At 67.4% G+C, this 19,029-nt stretch carries 17 protein-coding genes and 1 pseudogene; 9 read left to right on the forward strand and 9 right to left on the reverse strand.

Annotated elements, in window-relative coordinates; translation table 11 throughout:
* Positions 1-167 precede the first annotated feature (167 nt).
* The 5 genes and pseudogenes from IV112_RS17240 to IV112_RS17260 all read left to right on the forward strand — a co-directional run.
* Positions 168-425 (forward strand): annotated as a pseudogene (locus IV112_RS17240) (NAD(P)(+) transhydrogenase (Re/Si-specific) subunit beta); the annotation flags it as partial.
* 99 nt (positions 426-524) lie between these two features.
* A complete protein-coding gene (locus IV112_RS17245; protein ID WP_304005568.1) occupies positions 525-1,088 on the forward strand; it encodes a hypothetical protein in 564 nt (187 codons plus the stop codon).
* A gap of 91 nt (positions 1,089-1,179) precedes the next feature.
* Positions 1,180-1,527, forward strand: coding sequence for a hypothetical protein (locus tag IV112_RS17250; protein ID WP_304005571.1), 348 nt, complete (start codon positions 1,180-1,182; stop codon positions 1,525-1,527).
* A 75-nt stretch (positions 1,528-1,602) separates the two neighbouring features.
* Positions 1,603-2,304, forward strand: a complete 702-nt coding sequence (locus IV112_RS17255; protein ID WP_304005574.1) for a queuosine precursor transporter — start codon at positions 1,603-1,605, stop codon at positions 2,302-2,304.
* A gap of 16 nt (positions 2,305-2,320) precedes the next feature.
* Entirely contained in the window at positions 2,321-2,521 is a 201-nt protein-coding gene (locus IV112_RS17260; RefSeq protein ID WP_304005577.1) for a heavy-metal-associated domain-containing protein, read from the forward strand.
* A gap of 7 nt (positions 2,522-2,528) precedes the next feature.
* Here the strand turns inward: IV112_RS17260 and IV112_RS17265 are convergent, their stop codons facing one another.
* Positions 2,529-3,983, reverse strand: a complete 1,455-nt coding sequence (locus tag IV112_RS17265) for an NAD-dependent succinate-semialdehyde dehydrogenase (protein ID WP_304005578.1) — start codon at positions 3,981-3,983, stop codon at positions 2,529-2,531.
* Between the two features lie 193 nt (positions 3,984-4,176).
* Between IV112_RS17265 and IV112_RS17270 the strand changes: the two genes are divergently transcribed.
* From IV112_RS17270 to IV112_RS17285, 4 genes are all read left to right on the forward strand, one after another.
* Positions 4,177-4,344, forward strand: a complete 168-nt coding sequence (locus tag IV112_RS17270) for a hypothetical protein (protein WP_304005581.1) — start codon at positions 4,177-4,179, stop codon at positions 4,342-4,344.
* Between the two features lie 15 nt (positions 4,345-4,359).
* The gene (locus IV112_RS17275) at positions 4,360-5,769 is read left to right on the forward strand and encodes a phospholipase D-like domain-containing protein (protein WP_304005583.1); all 1,410 of its coding nucleotides are present in this window, start codon (positions 4,360-4,362) and stop codon (positions 5,767-5,769) included.
* Positions 5,770-5,956: 187 nt separating this feature from the next.
* Positions 5,957-6,283: a BON domain-containing protein gene (locus tag IV112_RS17280; protein ID WP_304005585.1), complete on the forward strand. Its 327-nt coding sequence runs from the start codon at positions 5,957-5,959 to the stop codon at positions 6,281-6,283.
* Positions 6,284-6,318: 35 nt separating this feature from the next.
* Positions 6,319-8,298, forward strand: coding sequence for an AsmA family protein (locus tag IV112_RS17285; protein WP_304005588.1), 1,980 nt, complete (start codon positions 6,319-6,321; stop codon positions 8,296-8,298).
* A gap of 17 nt (positions 8,299-8,315) precedes the next feature.
* On the opposite strand, the gene IV112_RS17290 is transcribed toward IV112_RS17285, so the two are convergent.
* The 8 genes from IV112_RS17290 to IV112_RS17325 all read right to left on the reverse strand — a co-directional run bounded on the left by IV112_RS17290 (position 8,316) and on the right by IV112_RS17325 (position 18,905).
* Complete coding sequence (locus tag IV112_RS17290; protein ID WP_296807381.1) at positions 8,316-9,269, reverse strand: AEC family transporter; 954 nt, start codon at positions 9,267-9,269, stop codon at positions 8,316-8,318.
* A complete protein-coding gene (locus tag IV112_RS17295; RefSeq protein ID WP_304005592.1) occupies positions 9,266-10,567 on the reverse strand; it encodes an MFS transporter in 1,302 nt (433 codons plus the stop codon). Before IV112_RS17295 ends, IV112_RS17290 begins: the two co-directional genes overlap by 4 nt.
* An 84-nt stretch (positions 10,568-10,651) precedes the next feature.
* Positions 10,652-12,652, reverse strand: a complete 2,001-nt coding sequence (locus IV112_RS17300; protein WP_304005594.1) for a TRAP transporter large permease — start codon at positions 12,650-12,652, stop codon at positions 10,652-10,654.
* Positions 12,649-13,248 (reverse strand): TRAP transporter small permease subunit, encoded by a 600-nt coding sequence (locus IV112_RS17305; RefSeq protein WP_020165626.1) that lies wholly within the window; start codon positions 13,246-13,248, stop codon positions 12,649-12,651. Before IV112_RS17305 ends, IV112_RS17300 begins: the two co-directional genes overlap by 4 nt.
* A gap of 100 nt (positions 13,249-13,348) precedes the next feature.
* A complete protein-coding gene (locus IV112_RS17310) occupies positions 13,349-14,476 on the reverse strand; it encodes a TRAP transporter substrate-binding protein (protein WP_304005598.1) in 1,128 nt (375 codons plus the stop codon).
* A gap of 255 nt (positions 14,477-14,731) precedes the next feature.
* Positions 14,732-16,075, reverse strand: a complete 1,344-nt coding sequence (locus IV112_RS17315; RefSeq protein WP_304005601.1) for a M48 family metalloprotease — start codon at positions 16,073-16,075, stop codon at positions 14,732-14,734.
* 89 nt (positions 16,076-16,164) lie between these two features.
* Positions 16,165-17,856 (reverse strand): single-stranded-DNA-specific exonuclease RecJ, encoded by a 1,692-nt coding sequence (recJ, locus tag IV112_RS17320; RefSeq protein ID WP_304005603.1) that lies wholly within the window; start codon positions 17,854-17,856, stop codon positions 16,165-16,167.
* A gap of 56 nt (positions 17,857-17,912) precedes the next feature.
* On the reverse strand, positions 17,913-18,905 hold the full coding sequence (locus tag IV112_RS17325; protein ID WP_304005605.1) for a hypothetical protein: 993 nt from the start codon (positions 18,903-18,905) through the stop codon (positions 17,913-17,915).
* Positions 18,906-19,029 lie beyond the last annotated feature (124 nt).

Below are 19,029 nucleotides of genomic sequence, written 5' to 3' on the forward strand. Positions count from 1 at the left end.
CGCTGTTCTACAAGGACAACAACCGCATGCTGTTCGGCGACGCCAAGAAGATGCTCGACGAGATCCTGGTGGCGCTCAAGAGTTGATCGGACACGGTGTCGGGCCGTAAGGCCTGGCCCGACGTGCCAAGGCGGGCCCTGTGGCCCGCCTGTTAGGAGTTCTCGCAGGCTGACGTGGCGCTGGTGATCGGTGCACACGACGTGGTGAACCCGGTCGCCCGTACCGACAAGACCAGCCCGATCTGCGGCATGCCGATTCTCAACGCCGACAAGGCGCAGAACGTCATCGTGATCAAGCGCGGCAAGGGCGACGGCTATTCCGGCATCGAGAGCGCGCTGTTCTTCGAGGACAACTGCCGCCTCTGCTACGGCTCGGCGCAGGGCGTGGTGGCGGAAATGATCGGCCATATCAAGGCGCTGAGCTGATCCTGTTCCACCGCCGGCAGAACCGCGTGTCCGCGAGAGCGGCACGCGGTTTTTTCTTTCGTGCTGTCTGAAAACTGCTTGTGGGTGCGCGTCTGTCATATGACAATCGACGCCATTCTTTCGTCCCGGTCCTTTTCGATGACCCCACAACAGATCGTCGGTCTCGCGGTCAGACTCTTCGCCCTCTGGCTGGGCGTCTGGGTGATCCAGATGCTCGGCATCGCATATAGCGTGCGCGACAGCAGCAATGCGGGCATGAACGATCTGTACCTGATGTTCGCCGCGCTGTTCTCGGTCGTCGCGGTATTCATGTGGTTGTTTCCGATGGCGCTTGCACATCGGTTCGTACCGCGCACTCACCACGACAACCGGCTTACGCTGAACGGGCAACAGGTGATCGTCGTCGCCTGCGTGACGGTCGGACTGGCGGTGATCGGGCTCAAGGCGCTTGAGCCTGCCCTGACCTATGCAATCAGCGCAGCGCACTTTCTGAGGAATGGCTATCAGTTGAGTGACCTGACCGCCGATGCACACGTCAGTGGAGCCGCGGCGATGGCCCAACTGGCTGTCGGTGTGATCATGGTGATGCAGGCCCGCCGTCTCGCCGGGGTCATCCTGCCTCCGCCACCTGAAGCGGATACCGACGAGCGCAAGTCGGCCTGAGCTGTCAGGGTCGATGGTTCTGCGTGCGGCTGCGGTGTACTCTAGGGATGCGGCAGAAGCCGATCACACATCCCTTCATCAAGGAGGCGCCATGCAAGACCCGATACTCGAACTCATCGTCAAGTTCGCCGAATCCGAAAACCAGCTTGAGACGGCGGTCACGCTGGTGGTCGATGGCTTCCTCATCTCCGGTTTCGTCATCAGCCGGGCGCAGTACATGCAGCACCACGTCCTGACCTCGTCGATCGAGCAGGGCATCAAGGATGCGCTGGCGGCGGGTACGCCGGCGGATGACGGTGCGCGCGCCTTCATCCATCTGCGTGACGCGATGTACTTCACGCCGGGACAGGACCCGGTGCCCGCCAACGAGTCGGTCGTCTGTCGCATCGGTCTGGACCGCGTGTCGGCCTTCCATCTGGGTTTTCTCGAAAGCGTCTGAAGCGGGCGCGGTCCGGGCTGACGGACCGCCTGCGGCGATGCACAATCACGGTCCACGCCGATCCGGGCCGCGCATATGACCGCACGTCAATACCGCTACTACGACTGGGTCATGGTCGCTTTCGTGACCGTGCTGGTCTGTTCCAACCTGATCGGCCCGGCCAAGATCGCGCAGATCGACGCGCCACTGCTCGGCACGCTCACCTTTGGCGCAGGCGTACTGTTCTTTCCGATCAGCTATGTGTTCGGCGACATCCTGACCGAGGTCTATGGCTACGCGCGTTCGCGTCGCGTCATCTGGACCGGCTTCGCCGCGCTGGCCTTCGCCTCGGCGATGGCCGCAGTCGTGGTGGCCTTGCCGCCGGCGCCGTTCTGGCACAACCAGCAGGCTTACGAAATCGCCTTCGGTTCGGCCTGGCGTGTGTCCATCGCGTCGCTGATCGCCTTCTGCTGCGGCGAATTCGTCAATTCCTTCGTGCTGGCGAAGATGAAGCTGTGGATGGCCGGGCGCCGGCTGTGGATGCGCACGATAGGGTCGACGCTGTTCGGCGAAGGCGTCGATTCGCTGCTGTTCTATCCGCTGGCTTTCTGGGGCAGCGGCATCATTCCGGACGAGCAGCTGCCGGCCGTCATGCTGGCGCAGTTCGTCGCCAAGGTCGGGGTCGAAGTCGCTTTCACGCCGCTCACCTATCGCATCGTCGCCTGGCTGAAGCGGGCCGAGAACGAGGACTACTATGACCGCGATACCGACTTCAACCCCTTCTCGCTGCGCGCCTGAGGTGGCCGGCCGACCGGTGCGAACGCATATCCGCATCGTCGGCATGAGTTGCCGGAAATGCGTGGCGGGTCTCGAAGCGACGCTCGCCGCGCTGCCCGGCGTTCAGCGCGTGACCGTGCATTTCGAACACGGTGACGCCGAGATCGAGCACGACGCGGCGCTCCCGCGCGAGCGGCTGCTGGAGACCGTCGAGGCGGCCGGTTACGACGCCGTCTGAGTCGCGCTCAACGGCCGCTGCCGAAGCACAGGTACTTGATATCGAGATACTCCTCGATGCCGTAGCGCGAACCTTCGCGACCGAAGCCGGACTGCTTGATGCCGCCGAAAGGCGCCACCTCGTTCGACAGCCGGCCGGTGTTGATGCCCACCATGCCGCACTCCAGCGCCTCGGCGACGCGCCAGGCGCGGTCGATGTCACGCGTGAAGAAATAACCGGCGAGGCCGGATTCCGTATCGTTGGCCAGAGCGATCGCCTCGTCCTCGCGGTCGAAACGGAACACCGGCGCGAGCGGCCCGAAGGTCTCCTCGCGCGCCAGCGACATGTCCGGCCGGGCACCGACCAGGACCGTGGGCTCGAAGAAGTTGCCGCCAAGCGCATGACGGCGCCCGCCGCACAGTGCGGTGGCGCCGCGCGCGATGGCGTCCGCCACCTGTTCCTCAACCCGGCTGACCGCTGCTGCGCTGATCAGAGGGCCTTGCTGCACGCCGTCCTCCATGCCGTCGCCGACCTTCAGCTGCGCTGTCCGCACGGCCAGCTGTGCTGCGAACGCGTCGTGTATGCCCGACTGCACGATGAAGCGGTTCACGCAGACGCAGGTCTGGCCGCTGTTGCGGTACTTGGCGGCGATGGCTGCGTCGACCGCGAGTTCGAGGTCGGCGTCGTCGAACACGATGAAGGGCGCATTGCCGCCCAGTTCCAGCGACAGCCTCTTGAGCGTCGGTGCGCACTGCGTCATCAGCAGACGCCCCACCGCGGTGGACCCGGTGAATGAAAGCTTGCGCACCTGCGGATGGGCGCACAGTTCACTGCCGATATCCTCAGGTTCGCCGGTGATCACATTGAGCACGCCGGGCGGGATGTCGGCGCGCAGGGCCAGATCGGCCAGCGCCAGCGCCGTGAGTGGTGTCGCTTCGGCCGGCTTCAGCACCATGGTGCAGCCGGCGGCCAGCGCCGGCGCCACCTTGCGTGTGACCATGGCAAGCGGGAAATTCCACGGCGTGATCGCTGCGCAGACGCCGACCGGCTGCTTGATCACCAGCAGACGCTGTGCCGGATCCGGCGACGGGATGGTTTCACCGTACGTGCGCTTCGCCTCCTCGGCGAACCACTCGACGAAGGACGCGCCATAGCGCACTTCGCCGCGCGCCTCGTTCAGCGGCTTGCCACCTTCTGCAGTGATCAGGCGCGTAAGATCGTCGATGTGCGCATTGACAAGGGTGTGCCAGGCACGCAGCCGTCGCGCCCTCTCGTGCGCGCCGAGCGCGCGCCAGGCGGGCAGGGCGTTGCGGGCGGCGTCGATGGCACGCCGGGTTTCCGCGACACCGCAACGTGGAACCGTCGCCAGCAGCGCGTTGTTTGCCGGATTGCGCACCTCGATCACGCCCTCGTCGTCGGCGTGCGTCCAGACGCCGCCGATCAGGCAGGTGGCGCGCAGCAGAGCAGGGTCAGTCAATTGCATGGTATGGGGTACGGCATGAATGCGAGGTCGACGCATTGTCCCAGCGAACCCCCGGTTGCGCCGCCGATCGGGATGGATTCCTACATGCAGCACGGCGAGCGCCGACACGCCGGCGCCACCGGGCTCCGTACAGTGAGGCAACGTTGCGGCGGATCGACACCGCCGCAACGCATTCGACGAAGGAGACTGCATCATGCTCAGCACCAGCCCCGACACCGGCATCCTGACGAACCCTGAAACGGCCGACAGCAGTGAGTGGGCGGACGACGTCGCGCACGCTCCGTGGGGGTACGAGTGTGCGCTACCGTTCCTGACCTCCTCCCTGCAGGCAGCGCTGCCGGGTAGCGCCCCACTTGGCTGAGCCGTGGTACCTGCCATGCCCGCGCCCGGATCTCGCAACCTGCCGCTGCTTTTCGCGCTGTCAGCCATGCTGGCTTCCTGCGTGATGCCGCTGCCCTCGGCACGAACGGCAGGCGGCGCGCCGGCCGGTGTGCCTGCGGCGCACGCCGTAGCGGCGCAACTGGAGGTGACCGGACCGCGCGGGCGCCTCGGTCGCGATCAGCGTGCCCGGTTGATCGAGCGCATCGGGCGCGAGGGCGGCGACTCGCCGCTGAAGCGCCAACTGGCGGCGATGGCCGATTTCGGCGACGTCGATCTGCACGCCGGCAACGCGGCACGTCTGCTGATCGACGGGCCGGCCACCTTCGATGCGATGTTCAGCGCGATCGCGCGCGCGCGCAGTTCCATCCTGCTGGAAAGCTACATCATCGACGACGCGCAGATCGCGCAGGATCTGGCGGCGCTGCTGTTGCGCAAGCGCGCCGCGGGCGTGTCGGTCGCGATCATCCACGACGCAGTGGGTTCCTTCGGTACCGATGCAGGCTATTTCGATGCACTGCGCGAGGCGGGCGTCGCCGTGTGCGCGTTCAATCCGCTGTCGCCGCTGCGCAAGCGCCGCTATCAGGACATCACGCACCGGGATCACCGCAAGATTCTGGTGGTCGATCGGGATGTCGCCTTTACCGGCGGCATCAACATCAGCGCCGTCTATTCTTCCGGGTCCTTCGGCAGGAAGGCGCGCGCACCGGAGCAGAACGGCTGGCGCGACACGCAGATCGAGCTGCGCGGCCCGGCCGCCGCGGCACTCGACGATCTGGTGCGCGACACCTGGCGCAGCCAGCACTGCGAACCCGCTCTGCCGCCGCCGACCGGGCCGGTGGTCGGAAAGGATGCCGGTCCACATGCAGTACGCATCGTGCCGTCGTCGCCGGACGACGGGCAGAACCGCATCTACACCATGCTGCTCACCGCGATCGATGCGGCCAGTCGCAGCGTGCATCTGACCATGGCCTATTTCGCGCCCGGGCAGGACATGGTCGATGCGCTGGCCGACGCGGCGCGACGCGGCGTCGACGTGCAGCTGGTGCTGCCGTCGGTCAGCGATTTCTCGCCTGTTCTGCATGCCGGCCGCAGCTACTACCAGGAGTTGCTCGACGCCGGCGTGCGCATTCATGAACTGCAGGACGCGGTACTGCATTCGAAGACGGCGGTCATCGACGGCGTGGTGTCCACGGTCGGCTCCAGCAATATGGACTGGCGCAGCTTCGTCGACAACAACGAGGTCAATGCGGTGGTGTTCGGCGAGGACTTCGGCGACGCGATGACGCGCATGTTCGAGCGCGACGTCGCTGCGTCGCAGACGATCGACGCGCAGACCTGGCGCAGACGACCGCTGTGGCCGCGTCTGCAGGAGCGCGCAGCGCGCTTGCTCGAACGCTGGTGGTAGGCCGGCGCTGTCCTACACGGCGGACGGCGCTTGTCCGACGGGCGGGCCGATGCGTCCCCCCTAGACTGCAGTCATCGACTTGACGGATGCATGACTGCCGCCCGGTTCCGGGCGCCGTCGAGATCGATTCCGTTCATTGCGCAGCGGTCGCGACCGGCGACCAGCGTTCATCACAAGGGAGTCCATCATGCGTTCCAATCTCATGCTCGCCACCGCCTTCTCCGCCCTGGCTGCCCTGACCGTGCTGCCGGGCTGCGCCGTCACGCGCGACCAGTCCTCGGTCGGTGAATACATCGACGACGCGACCGTCACCGCGTCGGTGAAGGCCAAGTTCGTTGAATCCAAGGCGGTCGATGCGGCGGCCATCAGCGTCGAAACGCTGAACGGCGAGGTGATGCTGTCCGGCTTCGCCAAGGACGCCACCGAAAAGGCCGAGGCCGAGCGCATCGCGCGCAGCGTCAAGGGCGCCAAGTCGCTGAAGAGCGCGATCCAGATCCGCGCCAAGCAGAGCTGATGCGTGAGCGGGAACGCGGCGAGCCGGAGAGGCAGATGAGCGCGCGTTCCACCGCGGCAGGCCTGGCCTGCCGTCTCTTCCTTGCCACCTGCTGTCTGCTGGCCACGCTGTTCGCATGGAGCGAATGGCGTGGCTGGTTCTTTCTGGCCGAGCCGGCCGAGCGCTGGCTGACGGCTGCAGTCGCCCGCCCGGTGGACCTCGGCGGGCGCGACACCTTCGCGCTCCGACTTCTCGGTGGCATCGACCTTCGCGTCGACCGTCTGCGCATCGGCGGTCCGGAATGGGCGCCGCAGCCGGCGTTGATGGATGCCCGCGAAGCCCGTCTGAAGCTGCGCTATACGGACGTGTTCCGCATGTTGCGCGGCGCGCCGCTGCGCATCGAGAGCCTGGTCGCCGAAGGGCTGGAGCTCCACCTCGCCCGCGGCGATGACGGCCGCGCCAACTGGCAGTTCGGGCGAACGGGCAATGAACCGGCCCGACCACTGCTGGATTGGGTGCAGCCGGCACGTGTCGAGGTGGCGCAGGGGCGACTCGTGGTCGACGATGCGCCGCGCGCGCTGGCACTGACGGCGACGTTCTCGATGCGCGATGGCAGCGAGCGGGCCGGCGACGCGCAGGACGACCGTGGCATCCGGGCGGTCATCGACGGCCATTATCGCCAGTCGCCGCTGACGGCGACCCTGAGCACCGGATCCGCACTGCCCTGGCTGTCCGGCAATGACGATGTGCCGGCAGTGCCGATCACGCTGGTGTTGAAGCTCGGCCGCGCCGCATTGTCTTTCGACGGTCGGGTGCGGGATCTGCTGACGCAGCGCGGACTGGACGGGCGCTACACGGTGAGCGGCCCTTCGCTCGCGGCACTGGGCGACGCCCTCGCGATGACCTTGCCGTCGACCCCCGCGTTCTCGCTGCAGGGGAGACTGCAGCGCAAGCCAGATGCATGGCAGACGGCGATCGACACTGCAACAATCGGCCGCAGCCGGCTGGCGGGGCAGTTCCGCTACGAGACGGGGCGCGACGGGGTGCCCTGGCTGGGCGGCACACTGAATGGCAGCGTACTCTGGCTGGCCGATCTCGGCCCGGCGGTGGGCGTACCGGCAGGCGAACAGTCCTCCGCGCAGCGCAACGGACACGTCTTGCCGGACCGCCACTTCGATCTGCCGTCCTTGCGCGCCATGAATGCCGACGTACGCATCGACATCGAGCGCTTCGAATCGGGCAGCGACTCGCTGCAGGCGATTGCACCGCTGCGCGGCAGCCTGCGCCTTGCCGACGGCGTGCTCGACATCCGCGACATCGAAGCACGGCTCGCGCACGGCTGGCTCGCCGGTCGCATCGGTCTCGACGGTCGTGCCGACATTGCGCAGTGGGACGTGCAGTTGCGCGGCGGCGGGCTGCGGCTGGAGGAGTGGATACGACAGCCGCGCGCCGACGGTGCGCCGCCCTACGTCGCTGGACGGGTCGGTGGCCGTATCGAACTGCGCGGTCAGGGGCGGTCAAGCGCCGAACTGCTGGCGTCGTCCGACGGTCATGCGGCGCTGGTGTGGACGCAGGGCCGTGTGTCGCACCTGGCGGTGGAAGCGGCCGGCATCGACGTCGCGCAGGCGCTGGGCGTCATGCTGAGCGGCGACGCCGCACTCCCGGTGACCTGCGGCGTCGCCGATCTGCAGGTGCGCAAGGGCCGCGTGACGGTAGCGGGCGCGCGCGTCGACACGGCGGATTCGACGCTCGGCATCGACGGTTCGCTGTCGCTGGTCGACGAAAGGCTGGACCTGGTGGCGCGCGCTGCGCCGAAGGACGTATCGCCGCTCAGCCTGCGCACGCCGGTGCGGATCACCGGCCGTTTCGCCCAGCCTGAGGTGTCGCTCGAAAAAGGTCCTCTGCTGGCCCGGCTGCTGCCGGCGGCGGCGCTGGCACTGGTGAATCCGCTGGCCGCGCTGCTGCCGCTGATCGATCCAGGCGACGATGGTGCAAAGTCTGCCTTGGCCGGCTGCAGCACGCCGTCGCGGCGGTAAGGCGCCGGCGGCGGGCGTCAGCCGAACAGGCCCAGCCCCATCAGCAAGGGCAACGACAGCCAGAACAGCAGCGTGCTCCAGCCAATCAGCAGCGCCGACGCCGCGGCGTCGATCTTGAAGCGCTCGGCCAGCAGCAGCGAGGTCATGAAGGTGGGCGTGGCGCACTCGACCAGCGATGCGCGCTGTGCCTCGTTCGGCGTATCGGATACCAGCAGCACCAGCCCCCAGATCAGTAGCGGTGCGACCAGCAGCTTGACGCCGGAGGCGACCAGGATTTCGGTGCGCGGCACCAACCGGCGCCACGGAATGGTCATGCCCAGCACGAAAATGATGACCGGAATCGCCGCCTGGCCGATGAAGCGCGCCGCCTGTACCAGCGGCGGGTAGGCCAGCCCGGTGTATTGCGCGCCGAGGCCGAGCACGAAGGCCCAGATCGGCGGCATCATCAGCACGGTGCGCAGCACGTCCGGCCGTTCGCCTTCGGCGTGCGAACCGAGGCGGGTGGCGATCCATACGCCCAGCGTCCACACGAAGGGCATGGTCATGAACATGTCGTTGAAGATGGCGTAGCGCATCGCGCCATTGCCGAAGAAGAACTCGAGCACCGGCGCACCGACGTTGAAGGTGTTGCCGAACATGCCGCCGAGCATGATGGCGGCGCGCGTGGTGTCGTGCAGCTTCGCCCCGAGTCGCGTCTTCCACAGCAGCAGATAGAGCAGGGCGCCGTTGGCCAGCGTGCCGAGACCGACCAGGAAGGGTACGGTCAGCAGCTCCAGGCTGATCGGCGTGCTGGCCGCCACCGCGAACAGAATGGCCGGGTAGAACACGTAGAGCACCAGCCGGTTCAGCTGCGCACGCAGCACGTCGGCGTCGCGTCCTTCGCCCATGCGCGCCGCCCACCAGCCGCCGGCCGCCACCAGCAGCGACAGCGGCAGCATTACCTGCACCATCAGGCCGACCAGCGCATTCATCCGTGCGACTCCGTCAGGTTGCGGCCGCCGGTTTCGCGGATGAAGCAGGCGGCGACGAAGCCACCCAGCGCCGCGACAGCGAGCACCCGTATGCCCATGGTCACCGCTTCGTGCGTCGCTTCGGCGATCGAAGGCGAATACAGCTCGATCACCCAGCCGACCAGCGGCTGCAGCAGTGCCGCACCGAGAAAGCAGCCGACATTGACCAGGCTGGTCGCCATGCCGGACAGCGCCGGCGGATTCACTTCCTTCGCACAGGCCCAGGTCAGCGAGAAGGCGGCGGCGGAAACACCGATCAGCGCACACGTGGCGTAGGTCGCCAGCGGCGGCAGCGCGCCGTCGGCGAGCACGAAGGGCAGCCAGCCGGCGACGTAGAGCGCGGCATAGCTCAGCATGACCGGCTTGCGCCGGCGCAGGTGATCGGACAGCCGGCCGATGCCCAGGCAGCTGCAGGCGAAGATGACCAGCAGCAGCGTGGTGTGCTGCGCGGCGACCGCGCGTTCCATGCCGTGCGCCGCCATCAGGTAGGGCACGCCCCACAGACCGGCGAAGGAAAACAGGCTGCCGGCGATGCCTGCATTGACGAACAGACCGGGCCAGCTGGCGCGGTTGCGCGCGACCTGTGCCAGACCGGCCTTCCAGTCGCCAACCGGCAGCGGCGCGTGCGCCGGCTTGCCGTCCAGTTCGCGCATCGTCGGCAGGCCGGCATCTTCCGGCCGGTCGCGCACGCGCAGCCAGGTCACCAGTGCCAGCAGCATCGACAGCAGGCCGAGTGCGACGAATACCGTGCGCCAGGACACCAGCGTCACCACCCAGGCCAGCGGCAAGGCTGCGCTGGCGGCGCCCAGATTGCCGATGAACATGGTGACGCCATTCAGCGTAGCGAAGCGGCTTTCCGGAAACCAGGCGGCATTGATCTTGAGCAGAGCGATGAAGGGGAAGGACACGCCGAGGCCGACCAGCGTGCGCCCGATCACTGCCACCCACAGCGTGTCGGCCAGCGCGAAGGTGATCGAGCCGATGCCGGCGATCACGCCGCCGAGCGCGACGATGCGCCGCGGGCCCAGCGTGTCGGCGAGTACCCCGGTCGGGATCTGCATCACCATGTAGATCCAGAAGTAGCTGGATGCCAGCGCACCGAGCGAGGCCGGGCCGACGTTGAAGTCGCGCGCCAGTTCGCCGGCGATGGCTGCCGGCGCGGTGCGGTGGAAGAACACCAGCACGTAGGCGCCGGCGAGCAGGAAGAAAGCTGTCCAGCGCAGGCGGATCAGCAGGCGGGTGTGTTCGGCGGAGAGCATCGGGGCGATTCTACGTTGTGGCCAAAAAAACGACGGCGCCGCAGCGCCGTCGTCGTCATAACACCCTGATCTGTACCGTTGCGATCAGTTGTACAGATAGTTGGGCAGCCACATGCCGATGCCCGGGAACAGATAGAGCAGGATCAGCGCGATCACCTGTATGCCCATGAAGGGCAGCATCCCGGCGAAGATCTGGTTCAGCGTCACGTGCGGCGGCGCCACCCCCTTCAGATAGAAGGCCGACATCGCCACCGGCGGCGACAGGAAGGCCGTCTGCAGGTTGATCGCCACCAGCAGGCCGAAGAACAGCGGATCGATGTTGAAGTGCGCCAGCAGCGGGATGAAGATCGGCATGAAGATGACGATGATTTCCGTCCACTCCAGCGGCCAGCCCAGCACGAAGATGATGAACTGCGCCAGGATCATGAACTGGATCGGCGTCAGGTCCAGGTCCAGTACGAACTTCTCCACCAGTTCCTGTCCGCCCAGCAGCGCAAACGCGGCCGAGAAGATGGCGCTACCGACGAACAGCCAGCACACCATGGCCGAGGTCTTGGCGGTCAGGAACACCGACTCCTTCACCACGCCGAAGTTGAGCTGACCGTAGGCCGCCGCCAGCAGGGCGCCACCGAAGGCGCCGATCGCCGCCGCCTCGGTCGGCGTCGCCAGGCCGAACACGATGGTGCCAAGCACCGCCAGGATCAGGATGGCCAGCGGGAAGAAGGACGACAGCAGCATCTTGAAGATTTCCAGCCGCTCGAAGCTCAGCATCGCGTAGTAGGCGATCATCAGCACCGCGCACACGGCAACCGCGATCCAGAAGCCGCGCGGTGCCGACTTCGCCTCGGCCACCTCTGCCGGCGCGGCCGCGGCCTCGGCGGCAGCAGGCTCAGCCAGCGACGGCGCTGCGGGCTCGGCGACGGTCGGCTCGGCACCCGGCGGTTCCGCCAGGTCTCCGCCGGTCGACGGCGGCTCTGCGAGGCCGTCGGCTGCAGGCGGCTCCTGCAGTCCGCCTTCGTCGGCCGGGGGCTCCTGCAGGCCGCCCGCGTCCGCTGGCGGCTCGGCCAGATCGCCGCCCGAGTAGTCGCTGTCGAAGGACTGCAGGCTGTCGGGCAGCACGTCGGCCACCGCGTCGGCCCTCGTCAGGTTGCCGTGGATCGCCGTCAGCGCCACCGCGACCGCGATCAGCGGCAGCAGCGTCACGAGCAGCTGGCGCATGATCGTGCCGGTGGCCACACCGGCGTTGCGCGGGCCCTTCAGCGCGGCCAGCAGCGCCGGCAGTGCGCGCTTGCCGTACTGCTTCGCCACCCCGGCCGTCGACGGCGGCAGTTCGACGTGCCGTTCGTCGTCCGGCAGCGGCGGCGCCATGTCCGGGCGCAGCTTGGCCACCAGGATCACGTACAGCATGTAGAGGCCGGCCAGCATCAGGCCCGGGAAGAAGGCGCCTGCGTACAGCTTCACCACCGACACGCCGGCGGTCGCGCCATAGACGATGAGCATGACCGAAGGCGGGATCAGGATGCCCAGGCAGCCGCCGGCGGTGATCACGCCGGCCGACAGGCGCACGTCGTAGCCGGCGCGCAGCATGGCGGGCAGCGCCAGCAGACCCATCAGCGTCACCACCGCACCGACGATGCCGGTGGCCGTGGCGAAGATGGCGCAGGTGACCAGCGTGGCGACCGCCAGCGAACCGGGCAGCCGGGCCATCGCCAGATGCAGGCTCTTGAACAGCTTCTCGATCAGGTTGGCGCGCTCGACCAGATAGCCCATGAACACGAACAGCGGGATCGAGATCAGCACGTCGTTGGTCATGACCGAGAAGGCGCGCTGCACCATCAGGTCCAGCGTCTGCTGGGTGGCGATGTCCGGGTTCTGCATCCGGTAGGCCAGCCAGGAGAACAGCACGCCCATGCCCATCAGCGTGAAGGCGGTCGGGAAGCCGAGCATGATGGCCACCACGACCAGCGCCAGCATCAGCAGGCCGAGGTGGCCGCCGGTCCATTCGGACGGTGCCGGCATCAGGATGGCCGTGGCGGTGATGATGATCGCCATCAGGCCGAAGCCGAAACGGAGTTCCTTTCTCATTTGGACGCTCCTTCGCTGCCTTCAGGCAGATCGGCATGCACCATGTGGCGCAGTTTCTCGACATCGACCTCCTCGACGTCGTGCGTGCGCGAGGGCCACTCGCCCTGCTGGATGCAGACGATGCAACGCAGGATCTCGACCACGCCCTGCAGCATCAGCACCGCACCGGCCAGCGGGATGATGGCCTTGAACGGATAGATCGGCGGGCCATCGGAGGTGACCGACGAATGTTCGTTGATCGCCATCGATTCGCTGAAGAAGTCCCAGCCCGCCCAGCACAGCGCGAGCACGCCGGGGATGAAGAACACGAAATAGAGAATGAGGTCCAGCGTGGCCTGCGTGCGCGGCCGGAAGAAGCCGTACAGCACGTCGCCGCGCACGTGGCCGCCGGTGGCCAGCGTGTAGGCGCCGGCCATCATGAACAGCGTGCCGTAGAGCATGTAGGTGGCGTCGAACACCCAGGCGTGAGGCGAATTCAGCACGTAGCGCGAAAACACCTCCCAGGTGATGAGCAGCGTGAGCCCGACTATGGTCCACGCGAAGGCGTGGCCGACCAGTGTGTTGAACTGGTCTACGCGCAGGAGAAGTTTCTGCATGGCATCAAGCGGACACCTGTGGGTGCCCGTCCTTTTCTTTTGGAGTCAAAAAAGCCGGCGCCCCTTTTGGAGACGCCGGCTCGTTTGCAGCGGTGCGGCCTCAGCCCTTCTTCGAGAAGAAGTGGTCGTAGGCCATCTTGAAGTTCACCGTCGTGTCGTTCTGCCACTTGGCGGTGCGACGGGCGAAGGCGCGCTGCGATTCCAGCACCTTCTTGAACATCGGGTTCTCGGCCGCCTTCTTCTCGGTCACCTTGTCCCAGGCGGCGAGCTGTGCCTTCAGGATGGGGTCCGGCGTCTTGTAGAACTTGACGCCCTGCTTTTCCTGCATTTCCTGGTAGGCGGTGGAATAGCGGTCGATCGCCTTCCACGACATTTCGGCCGAAGCGGCCGGCACCGCGTTGGCGATGATGGCGCGCAGGTCGGCCGGCAGCGCTTCGAGCCGCTTCTTGTTGAACAGGATTTCGAACTGTTCCGAGGCCTGGTGGAAGCTCTGCAGCATGCACACCTTGGACACGTCGGGGAAGCCGAGCACCTGGTCGGAAGCGGCGTTGTTGAACTCGGCGGCGTCGAGCAGGCCGCGGTCCATCGCCGGCACGATTTCACCGCCGGGCAGCGCATTGACCGACACACCCATGTCGGTGAACACGTCGATCGACAGGCCGACGGTACGGAACTTCAGGCCCTTCATGTCCTCGGCCTTGGTGACCGGCTTCTTGAACCAGCCCAGCGGCTGGGTCGGCATCGGGCCGTACATGTAGGACGCGACGTCCATGTTCAGGCTCTTGTAGATCTCGTCCAGCAGCGCCTTGCCGCCGCCGAATTCGTGCCAGGCCAGCAGCATGTTGGCGTCCATGCCGAAGGCCGGACCGGAGCCCCACAGCGCCAGTGCGGAATTCTTGCCGTACCAGTAGGCGATCACGCCATGGCCGCCGTCGAGCGTGCCCTTGTTGACCGCGTCCAGCAGGTCGAAGGCCTTCACCACCGAACCGGCGGGCAGCACGTCGATCTTGAGGCGGCCGCCGGACATGTCATTGACCAGCTTGGCGTAGTCCTGGGCGAATTCGTGGAAGATGTCCTTCGCCGGCCAGGTCGACTGGAAGCGCAGGGTGACCGGGGATTGGGCGACGGAAATGCTGGGGAAGGCGATGGCGGCGGTACCGGCGGCAGTGCCTGCAGCCTTGGCCAGGAAGTTGCGGCGGGCCGACTGCGTCTTGTTCTGTTCAGACATGGTTGATGCTCCTCCTCGTGGTGGTGGGTGCTTCGTACTGTCCGTTGCAGGGGGTTGCCGGCAACGGACAAAAAACGACGCCGCGCGATGCTAACCCTGCCGGGAATCCGTCACAAGGCGCACTGCAGCGTGACGACGGAATGCCCTTTTTCCGGCGCTCCGCGCCCTGCGGCGCGGCTGCCTGCGACCGGCCGGCCGCGCGCATCCGGGGTCCGACACAAATGTATGCAGATCCCGGTCGGCGCCTGCGTCGTGCTACTTGACGACACCCCAGGCCTGCAGTCGCTGGTAGGCGAACTGGGCCTGCGCGTCCTTGCTGCCGCTGCGGATGTAGGCGGCGTAGTGCTGGCTGGCGGCGCGCTTGTCCTGCATCGTTTCGTAGGCGACCCCCTTCAGGAACAGCGTGGTCGGATTGCCCGGCAGCACGCGGTCGTAGGCGTTGAAGGCGGCCAGCGCCTCCGGCGCCCGGCCCAGTGCCAGCTTGGACACGCCGCGCTGATACATGGCCTGACCCTCGCCGGGATACACCTCGGCGGCGCGCGCGAAGTGGCGGTCGGCGTCGGCGTACTGCTTCTGCGCCAGCAGGCACTTGCCCATCAGCACGTTGCCGCAGTAGTCGTCCGGCGCGACCTTGAGCGACTGCGCGAAGCGCGTTTCGGCGTCGTCCAGCGACTTCTTCGCCATCAGCGACTCGCCCTCCTGCTGCGACTTGATCGCCGGGGCGAGCTTGCGCAGACCTGCCGTGTGGTCCATGTAGCGCTCGCGCGACAGCTTCTTGTTGCGCAGGCTGCCGTAGGTGTCCAGCGCTTCCCGCTCGGCGGTCGCGTATCGCTCGTCCGACATCGGGTGCGACGAGAACATGGTCTGCAGCAGGCTGGGTTTTTCCTTGTGCTGGCTGCGCAGCATGTCCATCAGGTTCACCATGCCGTCCGGGTTGTAGCCGGCGCGGGTCATGTATTCCAGCCCGAGGGCGTCGGCCTGTCGTTCGTCGGCCCGCGAGTAGCCAGCCAGCAGCGCGCTGGCGCCGACCTGGGTGGCGATGTTGGCGAGCGGCGCCGCACCGCGGTAGTCGGACATCGCCACCGCCACATTGACCGCCGTGGCGCCGACCTGCGCCACCATCGTGCGCCCGGCCTGCTTGGCGCTGTGGCGCGCGTTGACGTGCCCGGTCTCGTGGCCGAGCAGGGCGGCCAGCTCGTCCTCGCTGTCCATGTCCAGCATGATGCCGCGCGTGCACGCCATGCTGCCGCCAGGAAAGGTGTAGGCGTTGATGTAGTTGGCGTTCACGACGCGCGCGCTGTAGGGCACGTCGGGCCGGTGCGTGTGCTTCGCCAGCGACAGTTCGAGGTCGTTCACGTAGCGGTTCAGTTCGGCGTCCTGCACCGCGCCGTAGTCGGACGAGAACTGCTGCGGCGAGTGCTTGCGGTCGATGCCGATCTCGTCCTGCTCGGACAGGCCGACCAGCACCTGCTGGCCGGTGATCGGGTCGGTGGCACAGCCGGACAGCTGCGGCAGCGTCACTGCGGCGCCGGCGATGCCGGACAGCCACAGGAAGTCGCGGCGGCTCATTTCGCGGCGGAAAAAGCGGTCGTGAGACATGGTCGTCGTCCTTCGTTGAGGTCTTCAGCGATAACGCTGGAAGATCGCCGCCGCTGACAGGGCAAGGTCGCGCCGGCGCTCCGTCCGTATCAGGCCGGTTCGGCGTGTTCCACCATCAGCTGCACACGGCGCACGCCCTGGTACTCGTTGATGTCCAGCCGGTAGGCGGCGGTCACCCGTTCGGGCAGCGGTTCGGCGCGGTTGAACCATATTGCATCGAACACGTTACCGTCCTTTGCCAGCGACAGTTTCAGGTGCTTGTCCTTCAGCAGACGCTGGTTGCGCACTTCGAAACGGTCGGCGAAAACAGGCGGCGGAAAGCCCTGGCCCCAGGTTTCGGCTTCCATCAGGGTGGCCGCGTGCAGGTTCATCAGCGAAGCTTCGAGCGCGCCGTCGGTTTCTATGGTGCGGGTCAGCGCCGAAGGTTCCACCATGTCGGCGACCGCCTGTTCGAAGGCGTCACGGAAGCGCTCGAAATCGTGCTCGTGCACGGTCAGGCCGGCCGCCATCGCGTGGCCGCCGAAGCGGATGAGCAGGCCGGGTTCGCGCTTGGACACCAGATCGAGCGCGTCGCGCAGGTGCAGGCCCGGTATCGAGCGGCCGGAGCCCTTGATCTCGCCCTCGTTGCCGCGTGCGAAGGCGATGGTCGGCCGGTGCGCACGTTCCTTGACGCGCGAGGCGACGATGCCGATGACGCCCTGGTGCCAGTCCGGGTGGAACAGGGCCAGCGATTTCGATTCGCCGATGTCGATGCCGGCCAGCTGGGCTTCCGCCTCTTCCTGCATGCCCTGTTCGATCTCGCGCCGCTCGCGGTTCATCGCGTCCAGTTGCTGCGCCAGCGACAGCGCGCGCGCGAAGTCGTCGGTGATCAGGCATTCGATGCCGAGCGACATGTCGGACAGCCGGCCCGCTGCGTTCAGCCGCGGGCCGATGGCGAAGCCGAGATCGAAGGAGGTGGCGCGCTCCGGTTCGCGGCCGGCGGCGGCGAACAGTGCGCGCAGGCCCGGCGTGAGCTTGCCGCCGCGGATGCGCTGCATGCCCTGGGTCACCAGTACGCGGTTGTTGTGGTCCAGCTTCACCACGTCGGCCACGGTGCCGAGCGCGACCAGGTCGAGCAGGTTGCCGAGGTTGGGCTCCTCGCGGCCGGCGAACGCGCCGCGCCGGCGCAGCTCGGCGCGCAGCGCGAGCATGACGTAGAACATGACGCCGCAGCCGGCGATGGACTTGCTCGGGAAGGGGCAGCCCGGCTGGTTCGGATTGACGATCACGTCGGCCAGCGGCAGTTCGTCGCCCGGCAGGTGGTGATCGGTCACCAGCACCGACATGCCCAGTTCGTTCGCCCGCGCGACGCCTTCGACGCTGGCGATGCCGTTGTCCACGGTGATGATGATGTCCGGCTCCGCGTGCGCGGCGAGATCGACGATTTCCGGCGTCAGGCCGTATCCGTACTCGAAGCGGTTTGGCACCAGATAGCTCACGCTGGCGCCCATCGCGCGCAGCGCGCGGATGCCGAGGGCGCAGGCGGTGGCGCCGTCGCAGTCGTAGTCGGCGACGATGAGCAGGCGCGCGTCGGCCTCGATCGCGTCGGCCAGCATCTGCGCCGCCTCGGCGGTGCCGGTCAGCGCGTCCGGCGGCAGCAGCGCCTTCAGCGAATAGTCGATCTGGCTGCGGTCCTGCACGCCGCGCGCGGCATACAGCCGGGCCAGCAGCGGGTGGATGCCCTGCTGTTCGAGCAGCGCGGAGCTGCGCGCCGGGATGGGGCGGTTGAGGATGAGGGTCACTGTTTTATTAGGGGCTAGGGACTAGGGACTAGGGGCTCGGGGCTCGGGGCTCGGGGTCAGGGACCAGGGGTCAGGGGGTGCGGGCGGCGCCAGAATTTCCAAAGGTCGCGGCGTTCCGTGGTCACGGCGATGGCGGCTTCGTCGCCGCTGAGGCGTACGGTGACCGACTGCACGTCGCCACGGCGCAGCGCGTCGAGCGCTGGTGCGATCCAGTCGCGGTCGAGTGCTTCGACCGCCTGCGTCCAGGCTGCGGCGTCCAGGTAGAGGGCGGGTGCCAGCGCGTCCTGCAGCAGCACGAGATTGCCTTCCTGCAGCGCGACGCCGGTCTTGTCCGGCAGCGGCGCGGCGCGCACGCCGGCGGCGTGTGCCAGGCCGTGCGCCAGCGGGTCGTCAGCCCACAGCTGCATGCAGGGGATGTCGGCCCGTACCGGCAAGCTGCCTGCACCCCAGAACCACAGGCTGTTGATGGCCGGCCGCGCGGCCTCTTCGCGCGCGGCATTGACCGGGTGGTCGTGGAACAGCATCTGCGTTTCGTTCATCCACTGGCGCAGCTTCGCGCCGTCGGGGCCGGAGGGCATCGATGCGTCGATCTTGCGGCCGAGGGCTGCACCCGGCGGCACGGTGTCGACCCGCAATGGCTCGAGCAGCGACAGATGGCCGTGCCCGCCGGCCGGCAGGTGCAGCCAGCCGACGCTGGCAAAGTGCGCGTTCCACGAGGCGGCCAGCGCGGCCGCCTCGTGTGCGTCCGGGGCGACATCCGGGCGGTCGGTCAGCATCAGCGCGTCGCGTGCGAAGCGCAGATGAGTGGCGTCGGCCGCCAGCCAGCAGCGCGTGTCGGCGGGTTCGCCGGTTCCGGCCCAGCGCAGCGCGCCGAGCGGTGCATCGGCGTCCAGACCGAACAGGCCCGCCAGCAGGTGTTCCGGCGCTCGCGCCGGTTGTGCAGTCCGCCGGCCACGGCCCAGCAGCACGGACAGCGCGGGTGTGCGGGGCGGCGGAAGGGGTGAGGTCGAGGGCCAGAGCAGGCCGGGCAGGACGAGATGCAGGGACATGGCCAGGAGTTTACCCGGCTTGCGACGTGCCGCGATGGTGACGGATCGGCGGCAGGTCGGCGGAATCCGACACGGCGCTGCCGCTTCATCCTTAGCGGGCGCATGGGCGCCATCCGGTACCATG

The organism is Methyloversatilis discipulorum, from assembly GCF_018780585.1.
GTDB classification, from domain to species: Bacteria; Pseudomonadota; Gammaproteobacteria; order Burkholderiales; family Rhodocyclaceae; genus Methyloversatilis; species Methyloversatilis discipulorum_B.

Bases quoted from the DNA above. Each gene is read 5' to 3' on its own strand.
- IV112_RS17285 (WP_304005588.1), top strand. From the start codon at position 6,319: ATGAGCGCGCGTTCCACCGCGGCAGGCCTGGCCTGCCGTCTCTTCCTT.
- IV112_RS17245 (WP_304005568.1), top strand. From the start codon at position 525: ATGACAATCGACGCCATTCTTTCGTCCCGGTCCTTTTCGATGACCCCA.
- IV112_RS17305 (WP_020165626.1), bottom strand. From the start codon at position 13,248: ATGCAGAAACTTCTCCTGCGCGTAGACCAGTTCAACACACTGGTCGGC.
- IV112_RS17275 (WP_304005583.1), top strand. From the start codon at position 4,360: ATGCCCGCGCCCGGATCTCGCAACCTGCCGCTGCTTTTCGCGCTGTCA.
- IV112_RS17270 (WP_304005581.1), top strand. From the start codon at position 4,177: ATGCTCAGCACCAGCCCCGACACCGGCATCCTGACGAACCCTGAAACG.
- IV112_RS17310 (WP_304005598.1), bottom strand. From the start codon at position 14,476: ATGTCTGAACAGAACAAGACGCAGTCGGCCCGCCGCAACTTCCTGGCC.
- IV112_RS17300 (WP_304005594.1), bottom strand. From the start codon at position 12,652: ATGAGAAAGGAACTCCGTTTCGGCTTCGGCCTGATGGCGATCATCATC.
- IV112_RS17255 (WP_304005574.1), top strand. From the start codon at position 1,603: ATGACCGCACGTCAATACCGCTACTACGACTGGGTCATGGTCGCTTTC.
- IV112_RS17290 (WP_296807381.1), bottom strand. From the start codon at position 9,269: ATGAATGCGCTGGTCGGCCTGATGGTGCAGGTAATGCTGCCGCTGTCG.
- IV112_RS17315 (WP_304005601.1), bottom strand. From the start codon at position 16,075: ATGTCTCACGACCGCTTTTTCCGCCGCGAAATGAGCCGCCGCGACTTC.
- IV112_RS17280 (WP_304005585.1), top strand. From the start codon at position 5,957: ATGCGTTCCAATCTCATGCTCGCCACCGCCTTCTCCGCCCTGGCTGCC.
- IV112_RS17295 (WP_304005592.1), bottom strand. From the start codon at position 10,567: ATGCTCTCCGCCGAACACACCCGCCTGCTGATCCGCCTGCGCTGGACA.
- IV112_RS17265 (WP_304005578.1), bottom strand. From the start codon at position 3,983: ATGCAATTGACTGACCCTGCTCTGCTGCGCGCCACCTGCCTGATCGGC.
- IV112_RS17325 (WP_304005605.1), bottom strand. From the start codon at position 18,905: ATGTCCCTGCATCTCGTCCTGCCCGGCCTGCTCTGGCCCTCGACCTCA.
- IV112_RS17250 (WP_304005571.1), top strand. From the start codon at position 1,180: ATGCAAGACCCGATACTCGAACTCATCGTCAAGTTCGCCGAATCCGAA.